At 58.6% G+C, this 26,170-nt stretch carries 24 protein-coding genes; 12 read left to right on the forward strand and 12 right to left on the reverse strand.

The window, feature by feature from the left end:
* Positions 1–372: 372 nt before the first annotated feature.
* From msrQ to ACM110_RS18965, 6 genes are all read right to left on the reverse strand, one after another.
* Positions 373–993 carry a protein-methionine-sulfoxide reductase heme-binding subunit MsrQ gene (gene msrQ / locus ACM110_RS18940; RefSeq protein ID WP_416128972.1) on the reverse strand — a complete coding sequence of 207 codons (621 nt, stop codon included), beginning with the start codon at positions 991–993 and terminating at the stop codon, positions 373–375.
* Positions 993–2,006 (reverse strand): protein-methionine-sulfoxide reductase catalytic subunit MsrP, encoded by a 1,014-nt coding sequence (msrP, locus tag ACM110_RS18945; RefSeq protein WP_416128973.1) that lies wholly within the window; start codon positions 2,004–2,006, stop codon positions 993–995. The genes msrQ and msrP overlap by 1 nt, the downstream gene beginning before the upstream one ends.
* Positions 2,007–2,069: 63 nt before the next feature.
* Positions 2,070–2,927, reverse strand: coding sequence for a CDP-diacylglycerol--serine O-phosphatidyltransferase (gene pssA, locus ACM110_RS18950; RefSeq protein ID WP_338583059.1), 858 nt, complete (start codon positions 2,925–2,927; stop codon positions 2,070–2,072).
* Positions 2,928–3,072: 145 nt separating this feature from the next.
* Complete coding sequence (gene ilvC, locus ACM110_RS18955) at positions 3,073–4,089, reverse strand: ketol-acid reductoisomerase (protein ID WP_053123857.1); 1,017 nt, start codon at positions 4,087–4,089, stop codon at positions 3,073–3,075.
* 46 nt (positions 4,090–4,135) lie between these two features.
* Positions 4,136–4,627 carry an acetolactate synthase small subunit gene (gene ilvN / locus ACM110_RS18960; RefSeq protein ID WP_003176102.1) on the reverse strand — a complete coding sequence of 164 codons (492 nt, stop codon included), beginning with the start codon at positions 4,625–4,627 and terminating at the stop codon, positions 4,136–4,138.
* A 2-nt stretch (positions 4,628–4,629) separates the two neighbouring features.
* Positions 4,630–6,354, reverse strand: coding sequence for an acetolactate synthase 3 large subunit (locus ACM110_RS18965; protein WP_338583060.1), 1,725 nt, complete (start codon positions 6,352–6,354; stop codon positions 4,630–4,632).
* Between the two features lie 399 nt (positions 6,355–6,753).
* On the opposite strand from ACM110_RS18965, the gene ACM110_RS18970 reads away from it, so the two are divergent.
* Complete coding sequence (locus tag ACM110_RS18970) at positions 6,754–7,176, forward strand: DUF4124 domain-containing protein (RefSeq protein WP_416128974.1); 423 nt, start codon at positions 6,754–6,756, stop codon at positions 7,174–7,176.
* Positions 7,177–7,289: 113 nt separating this feature from the next.
* On the opposite strand, the gene ACM110_RS18975 is transcribed toward ACM110_RS18970, so the two are convergent.
* The 3 genes from ACM110_RS18975 to mrcB are packed head-to-tail and all read right to left on the reverse strand — an operon-like array spanning position 7,290 to position 10,700.
* Positions 7,290–7,625: a YqcC family protein gene (locus ACM110_RS18975; protein ID WP_416128975.1), complete on the reverse strand. Its 336-nt coding sequence runs from the start codon at positions 7,623–7,625 to the stop codon at positions 7,290–7,292.
* Positions 7,625–8,359, reverse strand: coding sequence for a hypothetical protein (locus ACM110_RS18980; RefSeq protein ID WP_338583064.1), 735 nt, complete (start codon positions 8,357–8,359; stop codon positions 7,625–7,627). The genes ACM110_RS18975 and ACM110_RS18980 overlap by 1 nt, the downstream gene beginning before the upstream one ends.
* 16 nt (positions 8,360–8,375) lie before the next feature.
* Positions 8,376–10,700, reverse strand: coding sequence for a penicillin-binding protein 1B (gene mrcB, locus ACM110_RS18985; RefSeq protein WP_416128976.1), 2,325 nt, complete (start codon positions 10,698–10,700; stop codon positions 8,376–8,378).
* 115 nt (positions 10,701–10,815) lie between these two features.
* Here mrcB and ACM110_RS18990 point away from each other — a divergent pair, with 115 nt between their 5' ends.
* From ACM110_RS18990 to ACM110_RS19000, 3 genes are all read left to right on the forward strand, one after another.
* Complete coding sequence (locus tag ACM110_RS18990; RefSeq protein ID WP_416128977.1) at positions 10,816–12,372, forward strand: AAA family ATPase; 1,557 nt, start codon at positions 10,816–10,818, stop codon at positions 12,370–12,372.
* 91 nt (positions 12,373–12,463) lie between these two features.
* Positions 12,464–12,808, forward strand: coding sequence for a pentapeptide repeat-containing protein (locus ACM110_RS18995; protein ID WP_416128978.1), 345 nt, complete (start codon positions 12,464–12,466; stop codon positions 12,806–12,808).
* A 243-nt stretch (positions 12,809–13,051) separates the two neighbouring features.
* Positions 13,052–13,324, forward strand: coding sequence for a TfoX/Sxy family protein (locus ACM110_RS19000; protein ID WP_007971093.1), 273 nt, complete (start codon positions 13,052–13,054; stop codon positions 13,322–13,324).
* Positions 13,325–13,595: 271 nt separating this feature from the next.
* On the opposite strand, the gene ACM110_RS19005 is transcribed toward ACM110_RS19000, so the two are convergent.
* Positions 13,596–14,468, reverse strand: a complete 873-nt coding sequence (locus ACM110_RS19005) for a heme/hemin ABC transporter substrate-binding protein (protein ID WP_416128979.1) — start codon at positions 14,466–14,468, stop codon at positions 13,596–13,598.
* Positions 14,469–14,631: 163 nt separating this feature from the next.
* Here ACM110_RS19005 and ACM110_RS19010 point away from each other — a divergent pair, with 163 nt between their 5' ends.
* Positions 14,632–14,949 (forward strand): Rieske (2Fe-2S) protein, encoded by a 318-nt coding sequence (locus tag ACM110_RS19010; RefSeq protein ID WP_416128980.1) that lies wholly within the window; start codon positions 14,632–14,634, stop codon positions 14,947–14,949.
* Here ACM110_RS19010 and sfsA read toward each other — a convergent pair.
* Entirely contained in the window at positions 14,946–15,659 is a 714-nt protein-coding gene (gene sfsA / locus ACM110_RS19015) for a DNA/RNA nuclease SfsA (protein WP_416128981.1), read from the reverse strand. The genes ACM110_RS19010 and sfsA overlap by 4 nt on opposite strands.
* Positions 15,659–16,831 carry a pyridoxal phosphate-dependent aminotransferase gene (locus ACM110_RS19020; protein ID WP_416128982.1) on the reverse strand — a complete coding sequence of 391 codons (1,173 nt, stop codon included), beginning with the start codon at positions 16,829–16,831 and terminating at the stop codon, positions 15,659–15,661. Before ACM110_RS19020 ends, sfsA begins: the two co-directional genes overlap by 1 nt.
* 334 nt (positions 16,832–17,165) lie before the next feature.
* Between ACM110_RS19020 and dksA the strand changes: the two genes are divergently transcribed.
* The 7 genes from dksA (at position 17,166) to folK (ending at position 25,862) form a co-directional block, all read left to right on the forward strand.
* Positions 17,166–17,609, forward strand: a complete 444-nt coding sequence (gene dksA / locus ACM110_RS19025; protein WP_338583075.1) for an RNA polymerase-binding protein DksA — start codon at positions 17,166–17,168, stop codon at positions 17,607–17,609.
* Between the two features lie 77 nt (positions 17,610–17,686).
* On the forward strand, positions 17,687–18,583 hold the full coding sequence (gene gluQRS / locus ACM110_RS19030) for a tRNA glutamyl-Q(34) synthetase GluQRS (RefSeq protein WP_416128983.1): 897 nt from the start codon (positions 17,687–17,689) through the stop codon (positions 18,581–18,583).
* A 77-nt stretch (positions 18,584–18,660) separates the two neighbouring features.
* Positions 18,661–18,837, forward strand: a complete 177-nt coding sequence (locus ACM110_RS19035; protein WP_003176118.1) for a hypothetical protein — start codon at positions 18,661–18,663, stop codon at positions 18,835–18,837.
* Positions 18,821–21,775 (forward strand): sensor histidine kinase, encoded by a 2,955-nt coding sequence (locus ACM110_RS19040; RefSeq protein WP_338583077.1) that lies wholly within the window; start codon positions 18,821–18,823, stop codon positions 21,773–21,775. Before ACM110_RS19035 ends, ACM110_RS19040 begins: the two co-directional genes overlap by 17 nt.
* A 22-nt stretch (positions 21,776–21,797) precedes the next feature.
* Positions 21,798–23,237 carry a sigma-54-dependent transcriptional regulator gene (locus tag ACM110_RS19045; protein ID WP_416128984.1) on the forward strand — a complete coding sequence of 480 codons (1,440 nt, stop codon included), beginning with the start codon at positions 21,798–21,800 and terminating at the stop codon, positions 23,235–23,237.
* 735 nt (positions 23,238–23,972) lie between these two features.
* Complete coding sequence (locus ACM110_RS19050; protein WP_416128985.1) at positions 23,973–25,373, forward strand: polynucleotide adenylyltransferase PcnB; 1,401 nt, start codon at positions 23,973–23,975, stop codon at positions 25,371–25,373.
* Positions 25,374–25,376: 3 nt separating this feature from the next.
* A complete protein-coding gene (folK, locus tag ACM110_RS19055) occupies positions 25,377–25,862 on the forward strand; it encodes a 2-amino-4-hydroxy-6-hydroxymethyldihydropteridine diphosphokinase (protein WP_416128986.1) in 486 nt (161 codons plus the stop codon).
* Positions 25,863–26,170 lie beyond the last annotated feature (308 nt).

Genomic DNA, 26,170 nt, shown 5'->3' on the forward strand with positions numbered 1-26,170 from the left:
CTCCACAAGCACCCACACGAATTGCTTGATTCAGTTGTTAAAGAGCGGTTGGTTAAGATCTTTCGTCTCAACCGAGGCGCGCATTCTACAGCAGCCTCATTTGCTGTCAAGTGATTATTTTCAGAAGTTTTCAAGGAATCCTTAACAACTTCAACCACTTGCGCTTCAGATCTCTCATCAGCGGGAGGCGAATTCTACAGCGTTACACGCTGCTGTCAACACCTCTTTTTCAACTTCCTTTTGGCTTCGATGACCTGAAGCAACCCGCTGTCGAAAACTGCGTAACTCGTTGTTTACCAAGGAGTTTTCCGTTTCGACTGCACCGGAAGTGGGGCGAATTATAGACACCTGAGATCTGCCGTCAACCACTATTTACGCCTTTTTGGCAGAAGAGCCCTTTTTACTCACTAAACGCGGGATTCGACGGGCTAACGGCGGTAGCCGCAGCGCTAATAGCAACGCGCCTATAGATGCATAGATCGCCCACTCCTTCAGATCGGCGCGCACAATCCAGAGCATATGCAGCAACCCAAGCCCGAGAACGACATAAGCCAGGCGATGGAGCTTCTTCCAGCGCACACCCAAACGACGCTGGCTGTATCGATTGGACGTCACCGCCAATGCCAACAAACACAGAAAGCCCAGCGCGCCGACAATGATGTACGGACGCTTGCGCAACTCGACACCCAACTGCGACCAATCAAAACCCAGGATGAATGCCAAGTAGGCACTCAAGTGCAGAACGACATAAGCAAAACACCAAAGACCCAATTGCCTCCGGACAGCAATCCACCCCGCCCACCCCGTGAGCTTCTGCAGCGGCGTCATGCTCAATGTAATGAGCAAAAGCACAAGCGTGCCCAACCCCAATCGATCAACCAACACCTTGCCCGGATCCGGTCCAAGAACATCCGCCCAAGCCTGACACAACCACAACAGTGGCCAGATCGACGCAGCAACGAAAACACCCACGCGCCAAAACGGATATCGCATCAGTAGTTCTTCCGCAGATCAAGCCCTGCATATAAAGAAGCGACTTCATCCGCATAGCCATTGAACATTTGCGTGTCACGCACATTCGGCTTGAACAGACCACTTGGTAGTCGTCGCTCGCGGGCCTGGGTCCAGCGAGGATGGTCAACCGTAGGGTTTACGTTCGCGTAGAAGCCGTACTCGTCCGAGGCAATACTTTGCCAAGTGGTTTTTGGCTGCTCGCTGACCAGACTTATCCGCACGATGGACTTGATGCTTTTGAACCCGTATTTCCATGGCACTACCAAACGCAGCGGCGCCCCGTTCTGATTCGGCAACTCACGCCCATACATCCCCACCGCCAGAATCGCCAAAGGATTCATCGCTTCATCCAATCGCAGCCCTTCTATGTAAGGCCAGTCGATCAAGGCAAAACCAGAGCGCTGCCCCGGCATGCTCTTGGGATCCTGCAGGGTTTCGAAGCGAATGAATTTGGCCTTTGAGGTTGGTTCGACCTGATTGAGCAAAGCCGAAATGGGGAAGCCTATCCATGGAATAGCCATCGACCACGCCTCCACACAGCGAAGACGGTAGATCCGCTCTTCCAACTGATAAGGCTTCATGAAGTCTTCCAGCGCGTATCGCCCTGGCTTCCCCACCTCCCCATCCACGACCACAGTCCATGGCTCGGTCTTCAGCGCACCAGCGTTGGCAGCCGGGTCACCTTTGTCAGTACCGAACTCATAGAAGTTGTTGTAGTGGGTCGCATCCTTGAAGGGTGTGATCGCCTCATCTTTAACGTTAACCACCCCCCATTGGGTGGAAGGAAGCTTTTCGCTGAACCAGGAAGGCGCCTTGCCAGGTACGACATCCGGATAACGCGCCGTTTCATCGGCCACCGCCCATCGAGGCAGACCGCTCACGGCCAATCCGGCAACGGCAGCACCCAATATATTGCGTCGAGAAAGATAGAAGGATTCAGGCGTGACGTCCGACTCTAGGCAGTCGGACGCTTTTGGGACTTTGATCAGCATGGCTACTCCGCAGCATTGGAGAACAGATGCACCAACAGACTGCGGAGTATGAGGGAAATTACATCACTCGACGCTTTTGCGCCGACGAAGATGTAACAAGTACTGCACCGGACCGGAAGCTGCATAAGCGAGGAACACCAACAGCAGAATACGCGGCGGATCACTGAACACCACTGCGAACACCAGGACCACCGCAAGGATCGCCACGAACGGCACGCGTCCTTTCAGGTCCAGCTCTTTGAAGCTGTTGTACTTGATGTTGCTGACCATCAGCATGCCTGCGGCGGCAACCATCAGCGCCACCAGGAAGGACATCTTGGAGCCCTGGATGCCGTAGTCGCTAAACGCCCAGACAATCCCGGCCACAACACCAGCGGCAGCCGGGCTGGCCAGACCGATGAAGTAGCGCTTGTCGGCAGTGCCGACCTGGGTGTTGAAGCGCGCCAGACGCAGCGCCGCGCCCGCAACATAAATGAAGGCAACCATCCAGCCGACCTTGCCCATGTCACCCAATGCCCAGCCAAATGCCAGCAACGCCGGCGCAACACCGAAGGCGACCATGTCCGACAGCGAGTCGTACTCGGCACCGAAGGCGCTCTGGGTATTGGTCATGCGGGCAACGCGACCGTCGAGACCGTCGAGCACCATGGCGACGAAAATCGCGATGGCGGCGAAAGCAAAATACTTGCTCGCACCAATCGAATCACCGGCACTCAAGGCACTCTGGGCGCTCATGGAGTTGATGATGGAATAGAACCCTGCGAACAGGTTCGCAGTGGTAAACAGATTCGGCAGAAGATAGATGCCACGATGCCGGACTTTACGGCCTTCAGCGTCATGCCCTTCTTCGACATGCTCATCGATGGGCAGCAGGCTTTCGGCGTCAGAGGCCTGCTTTGGCTCTTCGGGACGTTCGCTCATGGACAATACCTTGCAACGGGGTGGAAAGTTTCGACAGATGTCTGCGACGCCGGTTCGCATCGCAAACGATGCAGCTTTATACCAGAACAGACCGTCCAAACGAAAAAACGCGGCCTAAGCCGCGTTTTTCGTACAAGTGTCAGACTTAGTTTTTGGCTTTGTCGACGATCTTGTTGGCACCGATCCACGGCATCATGGAGCGCAGTTGCTCGCCGATGATTTCGATACCGTGAGCGGCGTTGTTACGACGCTTGGCGGTCATCGAAGGATAGCCGGTAGCGCCTTCGCTGATGAACATCTTGGCGTACTCGCCGTCCTGAATACGTTTCAGGGCGTTGCGCATGGCCTGACGGGATTCGGCGTTGATGACTTCCGGGCCGGTCACGTACTCGCCGTATTCGGCGTTGTTGGAGATCGAGTAGTTCATGTTGGCGATACCGCCTTCGTACATGAGGTCAACGATCAGTTTCAGTTCGTGCAGGCACTCGAAGTAGGCCATTTCCGGCGCGTAGCCAGCTTCAACCAGAGTTTCGAAACCGGCCTTAACCAGTTCAACGGTACCGCCGCACAGAACGGCTTGTTCGCCGAACAGGTCGGTTTCAGTCTCGTCCTTGAAGGTGGTTTCGATGATGCCGGTACGACCGCCACCAACGCCGGCAGCGTAGGACAGTGCAACGTTTTTGGCGTTGCCGGAAGCGTCCTGGTAGATAGCGATCAGGTCAGGGATACCGCCGCCCTTCACGAATTCGGAACGTACGGTGTGACCTGGAGCTTTCGGCGCGATCATGATCACGTCGAGGTCAGCGCGTGGCACTACCTGGTTGTAGTGGATCGCGAAGCCGTGGGAGAAGGCCAGAGTGGCGCCTTTCTTGATGTTCGGCTCGATTTCGTTCTTGTACAGGGAGGACTGGAACTCGTCCGGGGTCAGGATCATGACCAGGTCGGCAGCCGCAACAGCGGAAGCAACGTCGGTCACTTTCAGGCCGTGGGCTTCGGCTTTGGCAACAGTAGCCGAACCTTTACGCAGGCCAACGGTCACGTCAACACCGGAGTCTTTCAGGTTGCACGCTTGAGCGTGGCCCTGGGAACCGTAACCGATGATGGCAACTTTCTTGCCCTGGATGATCGACAGGTCGCAGTCTTTTTCGTAATAAACTTTCATGAAATTCCCCTATATCCAGGCCGTTCGGGCCGTTCGCTAATTTGGTTTAGATGCTGAGTACTTTGTCGCCGCGTGCAATACCGGTTACGCCGCTACGGACGGTTTCCAGAATCGAGGCGGTGCCGATGGACTGAATGAAGCTGTCGAGCTTGTCGCTGGTACCGGTCAGTTGAACGGTATACACGCTGGCGCTGACATCGACGATCTGTCCACGGTAAATATCGGTAGTGCGCTTGATCTCGGCGCGCTGGGCGCCGGTGGCCTTGACCTTGACCAGCATCAGTTCGCGCTCGATGTGAGCACTTTCCGACAGGTCGACCAGTTTTACCACTTCGATCAGCTTGTTCAGGTTCTTGGTGATCTGCTCGATGACTTCATCGTGCCCCACGGTGGTCAGCGTCAGACGCGACAGTGTAGGGTCTTCGGTTGGCGCCACGGTCAGGCTTTCGATGTTGTAGTTGCGCTGCGAGAACAGGCCAACCACACGAGACAGAGCGCCAGGTTCGTTTTCCAGAAGCAAGGAAATAATGTGCCGCATGATTAGGTACGCTCCGTCTTGCTCAGCCACATATCGCGCATGGAGCCGTCTTTGATCTGCATCGGGTAGACGTGCTCGCTGGTGTCGACCGAAATATCGATCACCACCAGGCGATCTTTCATGGCGAACGCTTCTTCCATCTTCGACTTCAAATCTTTCGAGTCGGTGATGCGCATACCAACGTGACCATAAGCCTCCGCCAGCTTGACGAAATCGGGCAGCGATTCCATGTAGGAATGAGAGTGACGGCTGCCGTAGCTCATGTCCTGCCACTGGCGAACCATGCCCAACACACCGTTGTTCAGAATGACGATTTTTACCGGCAAACCATATTGCAGGCAGGTCGAAAGTTCCTGAATGTTCATCTGGATGCTGCCCTCGCCCGTTACGCAGGCGACGTCGTCATCCGGGAAGTTCAACTTGATGCCCATGGCCGCCGGGAAACCGAAGCCCATGGTGCCCAGGCCACCGGAGTTGATCCAGCGGTTCGGCTTGTTGAACTTGTAGTACTGCGCCGCGAACATCTGGTGCTGGCCCACGTCGGAAGCAACAAAGGCATCGCCCTTGGTCACTTCGCACAGAGTTTCGATCACAGCCTGCGGCTTGATGACACTGCCGTCGCCCTTGTCGTAAGGGAACAGGCCGCGATCACCCTTCCACTCGTCGATCTGCTTCCACCAGCTCGCAACGGACTCTTTGTTCGGCGTCTCGCCGATTTCCTTGAGGATCGCGACCATTTCGGTCAGGACGCTCTCGACCGGACCCACGATAGGCACGTCGGCCTTGATGGTCTTGGAAATCGAAGCCGGGTCGATGTCGATGTGAATGATCTTGGCGTTCGGGCAGAACTTCGAGGCACCGTTGATAACACGGTCATCAAAGCGCGCACCGACGGCCAGGATCACGTCAGCATGGTGCATCGCCAGGTTGGCTGTGTAGCTGCCATGCATGCCGAGCATGCCGATGAACTGACGATCGGTACCAGGGAAACCGCCCAGGCCCATCAGGGTATTGGTCACTGGTAAGTTGAGCATTTTCGCCAACTCGGTCAGCGGCGCGGAGCCACCACCCAGAATGACGCCGCCGCCCGAATACATCACGGGACGCTTGGCCGCCAGGAGCATTTCTGCCGCTTTGCGGATTTGCCCGGAGTGACCGCGAACGGCTGGGCTGTAGGAGCGCAACTTGGCTTTTTTCGGGAAGACGTATTCGTACTTCTCGGCCGGGTTGGTCATGTCTTTCGGGATATCGACAACGACTGGACCAGGACGACCGGATTGCGCCAGGTAGAAAGCTTTCTTCATGACTTCCGGGATTTCCGACGCGTGCTTGATCATGAAGCTGTGTTTCACGATCGGCCGGGAGATACCGATCATGTCGGTTTCCTGGAATGCGTCGGTGCCGACCATGGTGCTTGGCACCTGGCCGGAAATCACCACCATCGGAATGGAGTCCATGTAGGCCGTAGCGATACCGGTAATAGCGTTTGTTGCGCCAGGACCGGAAGTCACCAGTACCACGCCGGCTTTACCGGTAGCACGGGCGTAGCCGTCAGCCATATGGGTAGCCGCTTGTTCGTGACGAACCAGAATGTGGGTCACTTCCGGTTCTTTGAACAGGGCATCGTAAACATGAAGAAGAGCACCACCCGGGTACCCGTAGATATATTTGACGCCTTCGTCACGCAAAAAGCGGACGAGCATCTCACCGCCAGATAAAAGCTCCACGTTGCTCACCTCTAAAACGCCAGAATACCGCCCACAAAAATGGGACGGGTCTTAATAGGTTTACTTCTCAGCAGAGCATGAGCGACGGTGGTCGCCGACTACGTCAGCACTGACTGAGCAAGTATTGGGATCGTCCCAAGTGTTGCGGGCCTTTCCCACCCAGCGCGAGGTAACGCGTTGCGGGTGTAACAGGTCGGCGCTGGTGTGCGCCTCATGATCTGCTGAGAGGGTCTGCTTCTGGCAGTCCCTGTACAGCGGACTTTGGATTCTTCTGTTTCGCCCCTCGCAAGTCAAGCCGTCAATGTGCTTTATTCTAGTAACCACATGAGAACGCAAGAAAAAACCCATAAATCCCATGTGTGTTAGCTTCAATTGCGCAACTTTTGACAAGGAATTGGCATGCGTACGCACTTCTTCATCGCCGGCCTGATGGTCGCCCTCAGCCCGTTGTCCATGGCCGCGCAGATTTACAAGTGGGTCGACGCCCAAGGCGTTACCCATTTCGATGCACAGCCGCCGCAAGGCCAGCAAGCCACTGTAGTGGTAACGCCCTCTTCACCTGCCAGCAAGCCACCCACAACCACCAACAGCGGTGTGATTGGCGATCAACGGGCCATCGACAACAGCGTAAAGAAGCAGGTCGCCGAGCAGCAGGCAGAATTGAAGGTGTTTTGTGATCAGGCGCGAACCAACCTGGCGCAGCTGCAGAACAATCCGCGGCTCAGGGAGGAAGTGGAAGGAGAATTGCGCCGCCTGGATGACGCACAGCGGCAAGAGCGCATAAGCGAAACGCAGAAGCAGATTGCGGATAACTGCATGTAGGAGCTGAGCTTGCTCGCGATAGCGATGTACCAGTCAATGCATCTGCTGAATGTCAAACCGCTATCGCCGGAACGCCGCCCGGACCAAGCTCGGCTCCTACAAAAGTCCGGGATTCAACGGGAAGCGGTGATCAGCAGATCAAACTCTTTGAGCAGCACTTGAAGCTGTCGATCCTTGCCTCGAACATTGCGCCCAGCGAAGACCATTTCGGCCATTTCCTGAATGCCCGAAGCGTTCGGCAACGGGAGATCCTGCTCTAGGATTGCCTTCATGCGCGGAAGGAAAATCCACTGCAGCCACTGCTCGAAGTCCAGTGTGTCGACCGCAAATGGCTCAACGCTGGAAAGCGCTTCGGCGGATGGCGGAACGTCGTCCCACCAGCCTTGCACTCGCAATTCACGCTCGATCAGCAGCAGCTGATCGACGATTTTAAGAAAACGTGCATCCATTACGACGTAACCTTGGCTTTCTGACGGGCCAATGCGGCGCCAGCGGAATCACCCTGTTTCTCACGCGCCTGGGCGATCAATTCCCACAGACTTGCCTGAAGTGCCGGACGACCATTGGCGAAAGTCAGGCCACGACGCGCAAACTGCTCGGCCTGTGGTGCATCACCCTGGGCCATGCGTACTTGCGCCAGGCGATAAAGCACTTGCGGTTCACGCGGGGCAACACGCTGGGCGCGCTCGAGACTTGAAGAGGCACCATTAAGGTCGCCACCAGCCTGTTGCTGCTGAGCGGTGGTCAACAGTGCCAGGACCGGACCGTCCAGTTGCTCATCGGCGGACAGGCCACCGGAGCTGGCCGACGGAATCCCGCTCGGCGTCGACGGCATGCTGTAGCTGCCCTGATTGATCGGCGCAGACTGAACCGGCGAAGTATCAATCGGCCCAGGCGTAATCGGACCCGGGGTAATCGGCGTGGTGCTGATCGGCGTCGACGTCGTTGCACCGCCACCCGGCACCATCACGACCACACCGGTATCGCCTTGTGGAATTTCCTGAGCCTGAGATTGCACGGGACGTTTTACCGTCGTCTGACGGTAACCACCGTTCGCAGAAACGCGCTCGCTATTGGAAACCGTGGTGCCGGAGTCCACTACCGGAATCGAGCCACGCTGTACGCTGGAACAACCGCTGAGCAAAGCTACGGCGGCAACCGCTGGAATCAACCACTTGTTCACTTGAAACCCTCTTTGCTTAATTCATCCAGCCTTTGACCCAATCCATCACCGTTTCGCCGGAAGCAGGGCCTTCGCCACCACATGCGGCGCCGGGAGGCGGTTCGCTGCCGCGAATATACGGCATCTGCACGGCACCTGGGCAACCGGCATCAGAGCCTTGTCCGGTCCGTGAATCGACCCAGGCCTGAACGACATTATCCGGTTGCGGCATGTCCAGCGGCAACGGGTCGGCCTTGCGCATGAAACTGGTCCAGACCTGCAACGCGCCGGTAGCACCGGTGAATGGTGTCTTGCCGTTGTCGTCGCGGCCGAGCCAGACCACTGCCAGCAAATCCTGGCTGAAGCCCGCGAACCAACTGTCCCGCGAATCGTTACTGGTGCCGGTCTTGCCGGCCAGGGTCAAGGTTTTCGGCAACACGTTGTAAACAGAACTACCGGTTCCTTCACGCATGACCCGCTGCATGGCGCTCTGGATCAGGTAAATGGATGCCGGATCAAAGCGCTGCTGAATCTGGAACGGATAACGCTTGAGCGGCTCGCCTTCGGCCGTCAGCACGCTACGAATCCCGCGCATCGGTGTATTGAAACCACCGTTGGCCAGGGTCTGATACATGGTCGCCACTTCGATCGGGGTCATACCGCCCGCCCCCAGCAACATCGACGGGAACGCCGGGAATTCGCGGGTCACCCCCAATCGGCCGAGGGTCTTTAGCACATTCGGCACACCCACCGCCAGGCCAAGACGCGCGGTCGACAGGTTGTAGGAATGCGCCAACCCTTGATAAAGGAAAACCGTGCCATGGGAGCGGCGATCATAGTTCTGCGGTTTCCAGACCTGACCGTCCGCACCTTTGACCGAGAAGGATTCGTCTGACAGCCAACTGGTCAATGTGTACTGGCTCGGTTTCTCGAGCGCTGTCAGATAAACCGCCGGCTTGATCAACGAGCCGATCGGTCGCACCGCATCCAGTGCACGGTTGAAACCGGCAAAACTGGCCTGGCGGCTACCGATCATGGCCTGGACTTCGCCGGTTTCCGGATTGGTCACGACCATGGCCGCTTCAACGTCATCGGAACCCTTGCGCCCGGACAGGCGCTTGAAGGTGTCGTTGACCGACGCCTCGGCTTTCATCTGCAAGATCGGGTCGAAGCTGGTGAAGATTCGCAGGCCTTCTTCGGTCAAGTCTTCGTCGCGATAGTCTTCGCGAAGCTGGCGCTTGACCAGATCGAGGAAGCCAGGGAACGAGCTGTCCGCCAATTTGCCTCGCGTTGTCACTCCCAACGGCATTTTCTTCGCGGCAGCGACCTGCTCGGCGGTGGCGACGCCCTGTTGCTCAAGCACATCGAGCACCAGATTGCGCCGCTCGAGTGCGCGCTCAGGATTGCGACGCGGATTGTAGTAAGACGGGCCTTTGACCATGCCCACCAACATCGCGACTTGATGCAGCTTCAGTTCCGACAATGGCTGCCCGAAGAAGAACTGGCTGGCCAGACCGAAACCATGCACCGCGCGCTGACCATCCTGACCGACGAATACTTCATTGAGGTAAGCCTCAAGAATTTCTCGTTTGTCGTAATGCAACTCAAGCAACATCGCCATCATGGCTTCGGTGAGCTTACGGCTCAGGCTGCGTTCACTGGTCAGGTAGAAGTTCTTGACCAGTTGCTGCGTGAGCGTACTGCCGCCCTGGGTCATCTTGCCGCCAGAGGTGTTGACGTAGACGGCTCGTGCAATCGATTTCGGCGACACGCCCCAGTGGCTATAGAAATCCCGGTCTTCCACGGCGACCAGGGTTTCCAGCAAATACGGCGGGACCTGATCGATTTTGATCAGAATGCGGTCTTCGAGGTTCTTCGGATAAATCCCGCCGATCAGCAGCGGCTCCAGGCGCACCACGGACAACTTTGAACCGTTCGTCGCCGAGAGCTCGGCGACATAGTCACCGGAGAAACGCACACGTACCGGCTGAGCACTCTCCATGCCTTCATAGAACTGGAAGCCACGGGTATTCAAGTCGACAGTGTTGCCGTTGACCGCCGCCGCGCCGGGGCCATTGCTCACGCTTTCACGGCGATAGCCCAAGGCATCTAGCTCAGTGAGAAAGTCGTCGCGGCTCAGCTTTTGTCCGACGAACAGCTCAAGCGGACGCGCGTAAACCTTGGCCGGAATCGTCCAGCGCTTGCCGGAGAACTTCTCCTGCACGATGGCATCGAGATAAACGGCGAATCCGGCCAGCACCACAAGGCCGACCAGACTGAGTTTAAGGGCCCAGCCCAGCCAAGGCCGCAGGCCTCGGGAAGGTGGTTTTTTAGGAGTGCGGGGGGATCGAGTACGAGTCATGGCGGCGGATTATACGCACTTTATTCATACTCAACAGGAGCCCTCCGAGTTTGCGTTAGGCTGGCTAGCCGCCATAATGACGACCTGAATTTTCCAGACTCTGAAGGATCACCCTGTGAGCCAGTCCCTGATCGCCGCCCTGCAAAACCCGGCCCTTTATCCGCATCCAGTTGACGGGTTCCAGGTCATCGAGACCCATATTTCCTGGGTGCTGCTCACCGGCCCCTATGCTTATAAAGTGAAGAAACCGGTGAACTTCGGTTTCCTCGATTTCACTACCCTTGAAGCTCGCGAGCATTTTTGCGGCGAAGAGCTGCGTTTGAACCAGCGCCTGACAGATGATTTGTATCTTGAAGTGTTGCCGGTCACTGGCACTGTCGAAGCTCCACAACTGGGCGGTGAAGGCCCGGCCATCGAATACCTGCTGAAAATGCGCCAGTTCCCACAAAGCGGCCTGCTCAGCACCTTGCAGGCCAATGGCGAACTGACCACCGCGCACATCGATGCGATGGCCGCGCAAATTGCCCGGTTCCACCTCAACGCACCGAAAGTACCGGGCGAACACGAAGCCGGCACCCCGGACAGCGTTATGGCACCGGTGCGCCAGAACTTCGATCAGATCCGTCCATTCCTCAGCGACAAGAATGACCTGCTGCAACTCGACGCCCTGCAAGCCTGGGCCGAGAGCAGCTTCGATCGCCTGAAGCCGGTACTCACCCAGCGCAAGGCCGACGGTTTCATCCGTGAATGCCACGGCGACATTCATTTGGGTAACGCGACGGTGATCGACGGTAACGTCGTGATTTTCGACTGCATCGAATTCAACGAACCGTTCCGCTTCACCGATGTGTATGCCGACGCCGGCTTCCTGGCCATGGACCTCGAAGATCGCGGCCTGAAGTGCCTGGCTCGTCGCTTCATCAGCCAGTATCTGGAACTGACCGGCGATTATCAGGGCCTGGAGTTGCTCAACTTCTATAAAGCCTACCGTGCATTGGTTCGCGCCAAGGTCTCGCTGTTCAGCATGCCGGCCGACGCCACCCCGGTGCAGCGCGCCACCACCCTGCGCCAATACCGTACCTATGCGAACCTGGCGGAAAGCTACAGCACCATTCCTTCGCGCTTCATGGCCATTACCCACGGTGTTTCCGCCGTTGGCAAAAGCCACGTTGCGATGCGCCTGGTGGAAGCGTTGGGCGCGATTCGCCTGCGCTCCGATGTCGAGCGCAAGCGCCTGTTCGGCGAGCAAACCGTCGCGAACGACCTGCAGGCCGGCATTTATAGTGCCGACGCCAGCACCGCGACTTACAACCGCCTGCATGAAATTGCCGCCGTCATCCTCCACGCCGGTTTCCCGGTGGTGATCGATGCCACTTACCTCAAGCATGACCAGCGCGCCAGCGCCGCAAAAGTGGCCGAGGCCACGGGCGCGCCGTTCCTGATCCTCGACTGCAATGCACCACAAGCGGTCATCGAGAGCTGGCTGGCCCTGCGCCAGGCAGATAAAGCAGATCCGTCCGACGCCACGCTGGAAGTAATCGCCGCTCAGCAAGCCAGCCGGGAAGCTCTGACGCCAGCAGAAATCCTCTGCAGCAAACGCGTTCAAACCAATGAAAGCGGGACGCTCGACACAGTCGTGGCACAGATTCGCCAACGCCTGCCAGGCCTGTAAAAAACTATTTCAGTCGTGAAGCGTTCACCCGCTTCACGGCTGTCAAATAGTGGCACTATACTGGCGTCATAAAACCATCAGGTGATGCGACATGAGCCAGCCGAAACTTCTCGACACCCCGCTTTACGCCTTGCTGCACAAAGACGACATCACAGGTTTTAACAACGAACGCCCCAAGGATGGGCCTGTCGATATGGTCGGTGGTGACTTCCGGGGTCTGGATCTGCGCGAGTTGAACGCCGACGGCGTCGATTTCACCGATGCGTATTTCCGCTCCGCCGATTTGCGCGGCATCGACTTTCGCAAAGCATCGCTTGAAGGCGCGAGCCTGGCTCATGCGCAGATTTCCGGTGCGTACTTTCCGGCAGAGCTGAGTGCGGACGAGATTCTGATGTCGATGAACTTCGGCACCCGACTGCGTTACCGCACCCGCTGACCGTTAACGCAATCTGACAAGTCCGGTGCCCCCGCTTCGCACTGGACTTCGGGCAGACTTGCCCTGAATCCAGACATCTTCAGCGTCTTTCCCGATCCTTTCGCAGATTTTCATGCATCCGCGAGCGCCTGCCTCTTAGAAGCATTTGCGTCGAAAACGACCAAACAATCACGCTTTTCCTACTGATGGCTACACTCCTCAGAAGCTTGCCCACGCACCATTCGGCCATCGCAAGGAGGCTTGATGAATGATGAACTGCAACACCTGAAAAATCTTGGCAAGACGTCGGCGCAATGGCTGCATGCCGTGGGCATCCACAGCGCCTCGGACTTGCGTCGCCTGGGGGCGGTGGACGCTTATCGGGCCGTGCGCACGCGCGGGTTTCGAGCGTCCAAGGTGTTGTTGTATGCAATCGAAGGCGCCCTGATGGACGTGCACTGGAACGACATTCCTGCCGAACGCAAAGAAGCGCTGAATAAACAACTGGAAGCCATCTCGTCGCGCCACAAGAATTGAACGAGCACCGCTTATCATCCTGGCGCACTAAAAACGACAGACCAATATTCAATGATTACAGCGACTTATCGATAGGGTGCGACACAAATCAGGCTAACGGAAAATCAGCTGTTGACTTGGTAATGAGAATCGCTATGATTATCACAACTGGTCGCGAGACTGGTCGATATTCTGAAAAGCCCTTGGTTCGGACTCTCAGATTATCTCCTCATCAGGCTAATCACGGTTATTTGACCCGGCTCTTGCCGGGTCTTTTTTTGCCTGTGGAAAACTACTGGCTTACGTCAGCGGGAAAGAAACCGTCTGACAGCTTCTTCAGGCTCTCCGGCAGCCGTGGTCCCAACCCACCCACCAGCAAAGTGGGATCAAGTTCGATGACCCGCCCATCCCTGACTGCGCGGGTAGAGGCCAGAATCGGATTTTCCTTGAACAACGCTGCCCGCGCGGCGTCACCCGTCAGCGCTCTGTCGGCAAACACCAGCACATCGGGATCCAGACTCACCAGCGACTCGTTCGAAAAGGGCTTGTACCCGGTGTGAGTTGCCAGATTGTGGCCACCGGCCCGTTGCAGCAACCAATCGGCGGCGGTGTCCTTACCGGCAATCAGCGGTTTGCCGCCAGCGTGCCCGAGCAACAACAGCACACCCGGAGACGGTTGCTTCAATTGCGCTCGGGTAACCCGGACCTTCTGCTGCTCCAGCGCCAGTTGATAAGTAGTCAGCAACTGAGTTGCCCGGTCTTCGGCGCCGAGCAACTTGCCCAAACGCTGAAGGTTACCCTGCAACGTGGACAGATCCGGTTGCGCCGAGAACAATTCGACCTGCACGCCGGCGCTACGAATTTGCGAAAGCACCGGCGGCGGCCCCATTTCTTCGGTGCCGACCAGAATCTGCGGGCGCAAACTCAATACACCTTCCGCTGAAAGCTGCCGTTGATAACCGATACTGGGTAGTGCCTTCAGCGACTCCGGATGTTGACTGGTGGTATCGACGCCCACCAGTTTCGGCTCACCGCCCAATGCACTGACCCACTCCGAAAGCGCGCCACCGGCACTGACCCAGCGCTGCGGCAAGTCTGCCGCGGCGGCGTGATGACTGGCGAGAAGTCCGACACAAAGCACGGCGACGCGGGTACTCAGGCGCATAAACAGCTTCCTTTTAGGGTTTCCCGGGCATCAGGTGGGCAGGCCAAGTATCCTGTGCATCTGGCACCCGCAACCATGGGCAAGTCAGCCATTTGATAATCGCTTGCATTTTCACGTCAAGCTCGGACATACCCGGTCACAACTGCGCGACCTGAGGATAGGCATGAAATTTCTGTGTACTGGCCCTGAGCTGGCCGACGCCAGCAGCCGTGGATTCGAACTCGACGGGCAAAAGCTATTCGCCGTGCGTCGGGCCGGCCAGGTTTATGTCTATATCAATCGTTGCCCGCACCGCGGTGTCGGGCTCGAGTGGACCCCTGACCAGTTTCTCGACCCGAGCAACAGCCTGATCCAGTGCGCCACCCACGGCGCCCTGTTTCTGATCGAGGACGGCGAATGCGTGTCCGGCCCCTGCGCGGGACAATCGCTGACCCGCGTCAATTGCCGCGAAGACGCACAGGGAATCTGGGTCAGCCTTTAACCGCAGAGCAACACTTCCAGGCGTCGATCCACCACCATTTCTTCATGGGTCAGGCGCACGCCATAGGCCAGCACCTCAACTCCGCAAGCCACCGCTTCACGCAAGGCCTGTGCGTAGACCGGATCGATTTCTTCGGCAGGACGCACAGCGTCGACCCCGGTGAGGTTCACGCAGTACAACTGCACCGCACGAATCCCGTCCCGGGCCAGATGCGCCAATTCCCGCAAGTGCTTGGCGCCGCGCTGGGTCACCGCATCGGGAAACGCTGCCACCGCGATTCCGTCAAACCCCAACGTGACACTTTTGACTTCCACGTAGGCTGGGCCGTCGGGGTATTCGAGACGAAAATCAATTCGGCTCTTTTCCTGACCGTAGGCCACTTCGCGCTTGAGTTGGGTAAAGCCGTTCAGTTCGGTGATCACCCCGGCGTGCAGCGCTTCCTCGATCAAAGCGTTGGCCCGACCGGTGTTAACGCAAAAGTGACGGCCGTGCGGGGTCTCGCCGATTTCCCAGGTGCCGGGCAACTTGCGCTTGGGGTCGTTGGAGCGGCTGAACCAGACCTGCCCGCCTTCGACCTGACAGTTGAGCATCGAACCGGTGTTGGGACAGTGAATGGTCAGCAACTCACCGGTAACGGTTTCGATATCGGCGAGAAAACGCTTGTAACGGCGGATCAGGCGACCTTCTTCGAGGGGAGGATGAAAGCGCATCAGCCTTGCCAGCTCCGCAGACCACGCGCGATACGTTCCACCGCTTCCTGCAAGCGTTCGAGGTTTTGCGTGTAGGCAAAACGCACGTGGTGCCCGGCTTGATAACGTCCGAAGTCCAGTCCTGGCGTGAACGCCACGTGCTCGGTTTCGAGGAAGTGCCGGCAAAACGCGAAGGCATCGCCGCCAAACTTGCTGATATCGGCGTACAAGTAGAACGCGCCCTCGGGTTCGACGGCGATCCCGAAGCCCAATTCACGCAGGGCCGGCAACAGGAAATCCCGACGACGACCGAACTCGGCGCGACGTTCTTCGAGAATGCTGATGGTTGCGGGTTCAAAGCAGGCCAGGGCAGCGTGTTGAGCCATGCTCGGGGCACTGATGTAGAGATTCTGCGCGAGTTTCTCCAGTTCACCGACTGCCGCCTCCGGCGCCACCAGCCAGCCGAGTCGCCAGCCGGTCATGCCGAAATACTTGGAAAAACTATTCAGCACAAAGGCGTTGTCATCGACTTCCAGCACGCTGGCCGCATCGGTGCCGTAGGTCAGGCCGTGGTAGATCTCGTCCACCACCAGATGACCGTGGCGTTCCTTGATCGCACGAGACAGCCCGGCCAACTCATCCCGGGTCAGGATCGTCCCCGTCGGATTGGCCGGCGACGCGACCAACGCACCCACGCTGTCGTGGTCCCAATACCGCTCGACCAGATCCGGAGTCAGTTGATAACGCACATCCGGACCAACAGGAACAAGCTGCGCAGCGCCTTCCACCAGCCGCAGGAAATGCCGGTTGCACGGGTAACCTGGATCCGCCAGCAGCCAGTGCTTGCCCGGATCCACCAGTAAGGCGCTGGCCAGCAGCAGCGCGCCGGAACCGCCCGGCGTGATGAGGATGCGTCGCGGGTCAATGTTCAGCCCATAACGCTGCTGATAAAAGCCCGAAATGGCCTCACGCAGCTCGGGAATTCCGCGCGCGGCGGTGTAGCGCGTCTTCCCCGCCGTCAATGCCGCCTGACCGGCACGGATGATCGGTTCGGCGGTGGTGAAGTCCGGCTCGCCGATTTCCAGATGAATCACATCGTGACCGGCGGCCTGTAATTCATTGGCCCGCGCCAGCAACGCCATGACATGAAAAGGTTCGATCGCGCGACTGCGGGCACTGTAGGACTGAGCCATTGGCCTTCCTTCAACGGGGAAAAGAACCGATTCTACCCAAGCGCAGGAACGAGCGAGAACCTAAAGCGGTCAGAGGCCATAAGACCCCGGCCACAAACGACTCGAGCGAGTGCCCAAGGTTTGACTAAAATCATTAATTGAGCAGGGCTCCACCCCCACCAGACAGCGCTTTGCCACCATCTGCGAGCGCCTCAGGCCGCAACCTCGACATCCGGGAGTAGCGCGCTCTGATTTGATCTGGTAAGTTCGCCCGCTTGCAGCCGCAGGGCCGGCAGGTGTCGGTGATGGAGCAATCCTGCGCAGATGGATTACAAGAGTAGAGGCGGTCTATTTCATGTCCACCCAAGCAAAGCAACAGGCAACCCCGTCGATCAGCGGCTTCGAACCCTACAAAGAAGTGAAGGGCGAGGAGTACATGGGCAAGCCCATGCGCGCGCACTTCACCAAGGTCCTGAACAAGTGGAAACAGGACTTGATGCAGGAAGTCGACCGTACGGTTGATCACATGAAGGACGAAGCAGCCAACTTCCCGGACCCGGCCGACCGTGCCAGCCAGGAAGAAGAGTTCGCCCTCGAACTGCGAGCCCGCGATCGTGAGCGCAAGTTGATCAAAAAGATCGACAAGACGCTGCAACTGATCGAAGACGAAGAATATGGCTGGTGCGAGTCCTGCGGCGTCGAAATCGGCGTCAAGCGTCTGGAAGCCCGCCCTACCGCCGACATGTGCGTTGACTGCAAGACCCTGGCGGAAATCAAGGAAAAGCAAGTCGGCAAATAATTGCGACTTGAACGAAGAACGGAGCGTGCGAACGCTCCGTTTTTGTTTCTGATGTTTTTTTGGCTTTAAATGCATTCATGACCGCCATCACCTCCCCCACCTACATCGGGCGCTTCGCCCCTACGCCCAGTGGCCATTTGCATTTCGGTTCGCTGGTCGCCGCATTGGCTTCGTACCTCGACGCGCGCTCGGTGGGCGGCCGCTGGCTGATGCGCATGGAAGACCTTGACCCGCCCCGTGAAGAACCCGGCGCCCAAGCCGCGATCCTCAAGGCACTGGAAAGCTATGGCTTCGAGTGGGATGGCGAAATGGTCCGCCAGAGTGACCGCCATGATGCCTACGCTGAAGTACTCAATCGCCTGTTCAATCACGGCCTGGCCTACGCCTGCACGTGCTCGCGCAAGCAACTGGAACCGTATCACGGCATTTATCCGGGACTCTGCCGCAATGCCGGGCACGGCACAGAAGACGCCGCCATCCGCGTGCGTGTCCCCGAACTGGACTACCACTTCATCGACCGGGTGCAGGGCAAATTCCATCAACACCTGGGCCGGGATGTCGGTGATTTCGTGATTCGCCGCCGCGACGGGCTCTACGCCTATCAACTGGCGGTGGTGCTGGACGATGCCTGGCAAGGCATCACCGACATCGTGCGCGGCGCCGACCTGCTCGACTCCACGCCACGCCAGCTCTACTTGCAGGAGCTGCTTGGCCTGCGGCAACCGCGTTACCTGCACATCCCGCTAATTACCCAGCCCGATGGCAACAAACTCGGCAAGTCCTACCGTTCGCCACCGCTGACCGAAGATCAGGCCACGCCGTTGCTGCTGCGGGCCTTGCGTGCGCTGGGACAAAATCCCGGCGCCGAACTGGCTTACGCCACGCCACGGGAAGTGCTGGATTGGGGGATCGCCCACTGGGACGCCCTGCTGATCCCGCGCACACTCAGCCTGCCCGAGGCGCAGCTACAGTGATCGTGCTTGCAGTGGCGCGCCCATCCGTTACCATCGCCGCACGTTTTCGGGCACGCGCATAAAAAAGAGAGGCCGGGATGTACATCTATCGCTTGGTCCTGCTCCTGGTAGTGGGGATTTATCTGTTTTCCCCGGCCATCATGGATTGGTGGATCGACGCCACTGGCGCCTGGTATCGCCCATATCTGCTCTGGCTGATCCTGATCGTCGTGACCTTCATCCTGCAGAGCCAAAAAGATGCCGATGAGCTTTAGCCTGACCCAGATGATCCTGATCAGTGCCGCGTACCTGGCGGTGCTGTTCGGTGTGGCCTGGATCAGTGAACGGGGCATGATCCCCCGGGCGATCATTCGCCACCCGCTCACCTACACCCTGTCGCTGGGCGTCTATGCCAGTGCCTGGGCGTTTTATGGCACCGTGGGCCTGGCGTATCAGTACGGTTATGGCTTCCTGTCCAGCTATCTCGGTGTGTCCGGCGCATTCCTGCTGGCACCGGTGTTGCTGTATCCGATTTTGAAGATCACTCGCACTTATCAGCTGTCGTCCCTGGCCGACCTGTTCGCGTTTCGCTTCCGCAGCACCTGGGCCGGCGCGCTCACCACAATTTTCATGCTGATCGGCGTGTTGCCGCTTCTGGCGCTGCAGATTCAGGCGGTGGCCGACTCCATCGGCATCCTCACCCGCGAGCCGGTGCAGCATCGCGTGGCCCTGAGTTTCTGCGCCCTGATTACGCTGTTCACGATTTTCTTCGGTTCCCGGCACATCGCTACCCGCGAGAAGCATGAAGGGCTGGTGTTCGCGATTGCCTTCGAATCGGTCATCAAGTTGATCGCCCTCGGCGGCGTCGGCCTCTACGCGCTATACGGCGTGTTCGACGGCCCGCAACAACTGGAACTATGGCTGCTGCAAAACCAGACCGCTCTCGCCGCCCTGCACACGCCATTGCAGGAAGGCCCGTGGCGCACGCTGCTGCTGGTGTTCTTCGCCTCGGCGATCGTGATGCCGCACATGTACCACATGACCTTCACCGAAAACCTCAACCCGCGCTCGCTGGTCAGCGCAAGTTGGGGTTTGCCGCTGTTCCTGCTGCTGATGAGCCTGGCGGTGCCGCTGATTCTCTGGGCGGGACTGAAACTCGGCGCTACCACCAACCCGGAATATTTCACGCTGGGCATCGGCATCGCGGCCAACAGCAAGGCTTTGGCGTTGCTGGCGTATGTCGGCGGATTGTCCGCTGCCAGCGGCCTGATCATCGTCACCACCCTCGCTCTGTCGGGAATGGCGCTCAACCACTTGGTGTTGCCGCTGTATCAGCCTCCGGCGGAAGGCAACATTTACCGCTGGTTGAAATGGACTCGCCGGGCGCTGATCGTCGCGATCATCATGGCGGGCTACGGTTTCTACCTGTTGCTGGGCGCCGAGCAGGACCTGGCCAACCTCGGCATCGTCGCGTTTGTCGCCACGCTGCAGTTTCTGCCGGGCGTGCTGTCGGTTCTGTACTGGCCGACCGCCAACCGCCGCGGCTTCATCGCCGGTTTGCTGGCGGGGATTCTGGTGTGGCTGGTGACCATGTTGTTGCCGCTGGTCGGCAACCTGCAAGGTTTCTACATTCCGCTGTTGAATATGATCTACGTGCTGGACGACACCAGTTGGCACATGGCCGCAATCGCCTCATTGGCCGCCAACGTGCTGATGTTCACCCTGATCTCGCTGTTCACCAATGCCAGCACCGAAGAGGCCAGCGCCGCTGAAGCCTGCGCCGTGGATAACGTGCGTCGCCCGCAGCGCCGCGAACTGCATGCCGCCTCGCCGCAGGAATTCGCCACACAACTGGCCAAACCGTTGGGCGCAAAAGCAGCGCAGAAAGAAGTCGAACAAGCCCTGCGCGACCTTTACCTGCCTTTCGACGAGCGCCGACCGTATGCCTTGCGCCGCTTGCGTGACCGCATCGAAGCCAACCTCTCCGGCCTGATGGGCCCGAGCGTGGCACAAGACATGGTCGAGACGTTCCTGCCGTATAAGGCCGGCGGCGAAAACTATGTCACCGAAGACATCCACTTCATCGAAAGCCGTCTCGAGGACTACCACTCGCGCCTGACCGGCCTGGCTGCTGAACTCGATGCGCTGCGCCGCTATCACCGCCAGACCCTGCAGGAGTTGCCGATGGGCGTTTGCTCACTGGCCAAGGATCAGGAAATCCTCATGTGGAACAAAGCCATGGAGGAGTTGACCGGGATCGCCGCGCAGCGTGTGGTCGGTTCGCGCCTGAGCACCATCGCCGATCCGTGGAAAGAACTGCTGCAAGGCTTCATCAACGTTCCGGACGAACACTTGCACAAGCAGCACCTGGCCCTCGACGGCCAGACCCGCTGGCTGAACCTGCACAAAGCGGCCATCGACGAACCGCTCGCGCCGGGCAACAGCGGCCTGGTGTTGCTGGTGGAAGACCTGACCGAAACGCAGATGCTCGAAGACAAACTGGTGCACTCCGAGCGTCTGGCCAGCATTGGTCGACTGGCCGCCGGTGTGGCCCATGAAATCGGCAACCCGATCACCGGTATCGCCTGTCTCGCGCAGAACCTGCGCGAAGAGCGCGAGGAGGACGGCGAGCTCAAGGAAATCAGCGGGCAGATCCTCGAACAGACCAAACGCGTGTCGCGCATCGTGCAATCGCTGATGAGCTTCGCCCATGCGGGTAGCCACCAACACAGCGACGAGCCCGTCTGTCTGGCTGAGGTCGCCCAGGACGCCATCGGCCTGCTGGCCCTGAACCGACGCAATTTCGAAGTGCAGTTCTACAACCTGTGCGACCCCGAGCATTGGGTCGAAGGCGACCCGCAACGGCTCGCCCAGGTATTGATCAACCTGCTCTCAAACGCCCGCGACGCCTCGCCTCCCGGCAGCGCGGTGCGGGTCAAGAGCGAAGCCGGCGAACACACGGTCGACCTGATCGTGGAAGACGAAGGCAGCGGTATTCCGAAGAACATCATGGATAGATTGTTCGAACCTTTCTTCACCACCAAGGACCCGGGTGAAGGCACCGGTCTGGGCCTTGCACTGGTCTATTCCATCGTTGAAGAGCATTATGGACAAATCACCATCGACAGCCCGGCTGATGTTCAGAGCCAACGCGGCACCCGTATCCGGGTGACATTACCGCGTCATGTCGAAGCGACGTCCGCTGTGAACTGAGACCGTCGAGAGTATCGAATCAATGCCGCACATTTTGATCGTCGAAGACGAAACAATTATCCGCTCCGCCTTGCGCCGCCTGCTGGAACGCAACCAGTACCAGGTCAGCGAAGCCGGTTCAGTGCAGGAAGCACAAGAACGCTTCACCATTCCCACGTTCGACCTGATCGTCAGTGACCTGCGTCTGCCGGGCGCTCCGGGCACCGAGCTGATCAAACTCGGCCAGGGCACTCCGGTGCTGATCATGACCAGTTACGCCAGCCTGCGCTCGGCGGTGGACTCGATGAAGATGGGCGCGGTGGATTACATCGCCAAGCCTTTCGATCACGACGAAATGCTCCAGGCCGTCGCGCGTATCCTGCGTGACCGCCAATCGGCGCAAGCCAGCGGTGAACCGATTGCCGGCAAAGCCAGCAATGGCGCGGCCAAACCGGGCATCGATAACAGCAACGGCGAGATCGGCATCATCGGCTCGTGCCCACCGATGCAGGACCTGTACGGCAAGATCCGCAAGGTTGCACCAACCGACTCCAATGTCCTGATCCAGGGCGAATCCGGCACCGGTAAAGAACTGGTGGCGCGTGCCCTGCACAACCTGTCCAAACGCGCGAAGGCGCCGATGATCTCGGTGAACTGTGCAGCCATTCCGGAAAGCCTGATCGAGTCCGAACTGTTCGGCCACGAAAAAGGGGCGTTCACTGGCGCCAGCGCCGGGCGCGCAGGTCTGGTGGAAGCCGCCGATGGCGGCACTCTGTTCCTCGACGAAATCGGCGAATTGCCGCTGGAAGCCCAGGCTCGTCTGCTGCGTGTGCTTCAGGAAGGCGAGATTCGCCGGGTGGGCTCGGTCCAGTCGCAGAAAGTCGATGTGCGCCTGATTGCCGCGACGCACCGTGACCTCAAGAGCCTGGCGAAAATCGGCCAGTTCCGCGAGGACTTGTACTACCGCCTTCACGTGATCGCCCTGAAGCTGCCGGCCCTGCGCGAGCGCGGTGCCGACGTCAATGAAATCGCCAATGCGTTCCTGGCGCGACAGAGCGCGCGGATCAACCGCACCGACCTGAAATTCGCCCCGGACGCCGAACAAGCCATTCGTCATTACTCATGGCCAGGCAACGTTCGTGAGCTGGAAAACGCCGTCGAGCGCGCCGTGATCCTGTCCGAGAGCGCGGAGATTTCCGCCGAGCTGCTGGGTATCGATATCGAGCTGGGTGATCTGGAAGACGACGAGTTCATCGGCCTGCCCCCGCAACAGGGCAACGGCAACGCCAGTAACAACAACCACGAACCGACCGAAGACCTGTCCCTGGAAGACTACTTCCAGCACTTCGTGCTCGAGCATCAGGACCACATGACCGAAACCGAGCTGGCGCGCAAACTCGGGGTCAGCCGCAAGTGCCTGTGGGAACGCCGCCAACGCCTGGGCATTCCACGGCGCAAGACCGGGGTGGCCAGCGAGAGCTGAACCGCAGCTGTCTGATGTGCGGGTAACACGTGACTTGTTGAAAAAACTGTTACCTCAGCTTTTTCACGTAACAGAAGCCGGGGCTTACGGTAACGAAGCCCCGGCTTTTTTTCGCCTGCACAAACCCCATCAGCACGCCTAACCCCTTGTTTTAATGGGGTTCGCAAAAGTTGGCACGCACCCTGCTATATGTTTGGTACAAGAACAATAACAAGCAATGCACAAGACAATAAAAATAAGACGAATCGACTCACGCACAATAAAAACAAGACGGCGAGAGGCGCAGCTAACTGATTCTTTTGGAGAGGCGTTGTATTTGGGGCTTGCCCCACGACCAGGCCGAGAACAACAAAAAACTGTCTTAAGACAGAGCCTGTACTGGTTGGATCGAAAGATCACTGCAATTCAGCGACCAAAGCAATCCGTTTGCTCTTGGCTCCCGATTGGGAGGGTCATGAAGGAAAGCTTCATGGCGAGGGCACTCAACAAAAACAAGAAGCCCGAAACCAATAACAAAAATAGAGCATGCAACTACTTCTTGGGGAGCTTCGGCTCCCCTTGTAGTTTCTGCGATTTGAGAAACCCCGCAAAAATGCCCGCTTTCAGCCGTAAGCATGCGCCTTACAGCTCATATCTGCTGCGTCCTACACCATCCCCCGACTAAATGCTAGAATCCCCGCCCATCATGCGGTCATTCTTTGTTTTGGCCGAACATTCCTTCAAACAGTGCATCCCATGCTGAAGAAGCTGTTCCAGTCATTCCGTACTCCCCTGCGTCGTACGCAACACATTCGCAGCACGCCTGAAGTGCTCAACAGCGGCCAACATTCGCTGCAAAAGGCTCAATTCAGCCGTTACGCGGTGAACATCGTCGAACGCCTGCAGGGCGCCGGCTACCAGGCCTATCTGGTCGGCGGTTGCGTGCGTGACATGCTGCTCGGCATCACGCCGAAAGACTTCGACGTCGCCACCAGTGCCACACCCGAGCAAGTCCGTGCCGAATTCCGCAACGCGCGGATCATCGGTCGCCGCTTCAAACTGGTGCACATCCACTTCGGCCGCGAAATCATCGAAGTCGCGACCTTCCGCGCCAATCACCCGCAAAACGATGAAGAGGAAGACAACAACCAATCCTCACGCAACGAAAGCGGGCGCATCCTGCGCGATAACGTCTACGGCACTCTGGAAGAAGACGCGCAACGCCGCGACTTCACCATCAACGCCCTGTATTACGATCCGGTCAGCGAGCGCATCCTCGACTACGCCAACGGCGTACACGACATCCGCAATCAACTGATCCGCCTGATCGGCGATCCGAAGCAGCGCTACCAGGAAGACCCGGTCCGGATGCTGCGCGCGGTGCGTTTCGCCGCCAAGCTGAATTTCGGCATCGAAAAGCACAGCGCCCTGCCGATCCGCGACCTGGCAAAGACGCTGCGCGATATCCCGGCGGCCCGTCTGTTCGAAGAAGTGCTCAAGCTGTTCCTCTCCGGCCATGCCGCGGACACCTTCGAGATGCTGGTCGACCTGCAATTGTTCGATCCGTTGTTCCCGGCCAGTGCCGAGGCGCTGGAATACAACCCGACCTACACCCATACCTTGATCAGCGAAGCACTGATCAACACCGATCTGCGGATCAAGCAGAACAAACCGGTGACCCCGGCGTTCCTGTTCGCGGCCCTGCTGTGGCCTGCCCTGCCGGCGCGCGTATTGCGCCTGCAAGAGCGTGGCATGCCGCCGATTCCGGCGATGCAGGAAGCGGCTCACGAGCTGATTGCCGAACAGTGCCAGCGCATTGCGATTCCAAAACGCTTCACCATGCCGATCCGCGAGATCTGGGACATGCAGGAGCGCCTGCCTCGTCGCAGCGGCAAACGTGCCGACCTGTTGCTGGACAACCCGCGATTCCGCGCCGGCTACGACTTCCTGCTGCTGCGTGAAAGCGCGGGCGAACAGACCGATGGCCTGGGCGAATGGTGGACGGATTATCAGGACGCCAACGAAAGTGAACGTCGTGACATGATCCGCGACCTCAGCAACAAGGACGAAGGCACCGGTGCACCGCGCAAACGTCGTCGTAGCGGCGGTTCCAAGCGCAAGCGCACCGCCGGCGTTTCGAGCACCACAGACGAGTAATCCATGGAACGCATCTACATCGGCATGGGCAGCAACCTCGCTGACCCTGCCGAACAATTGCGCAGCGCCGTCGAAGCGCTGGCGCAATTACCGCAATCGGAGCTGGTCGGGGTTTCCGCCTTTTATCAAAGCGACTCGCTGCTCCCCGGCCAACCGCGCTATACCAACGCGGTTGCCGCTATCGACAGCACCCTCGCCCCACTGGACCTGCTCGATGCACTGCAAGCCATCGAAAACGGTCAGGGCCGTGAGCGACTTGAGCGCTGGGGGCCACGCACGCTGGATCTCGACATCCTGCTGTTCGGCGACCGATTGATTGACGAGCCGCGGCTCAAAGTCCCGCATTACCACATGCAGGAGCGCGCCTTTGTGCTGTATCCGCTGGCCGAGCTTGCGCCTGCGGATCTGCGTTTGGCCGATGGTCGCAAGTTGACCGATTTGCTTGCCGCATGCCCGTTCGTCGGCCTCGAACGCCTGACTTCGAGCTAACACCGCCCCCTGTAGGAGCAAAGCTTGCTCGCGATGACGGACTCACATCTGACATCTACATCAGCTGGCACACCGCTTTCGCGAGCAAGCTTTGCTCCAACAGAAATTACCTACGCCGAGCAGCACCACAGCAGCCAGCCTGCTGAATCGCATCAGTCCCCTTCGGTAACACCCCACCCGTAACAATGCGGTAACACACCCGATTGACTTCCCGAGTTCTCCTCACGACTATAGGCGTCCCGCTGCCGCCAACACGGCACACAAGGGCGCAATCCAGGCCTTATAAGCACGACAGAAGACCGTGCGCC

Source organism: Pseudomonas sp. NFX98 (assembly GCF_047784845.1).
Lineage (GTDB): Bacteria > Pseudomonadota > Gammaproteobacteria > Pseudomonadales > Pseudomonadaceae > Aquipseudomonas.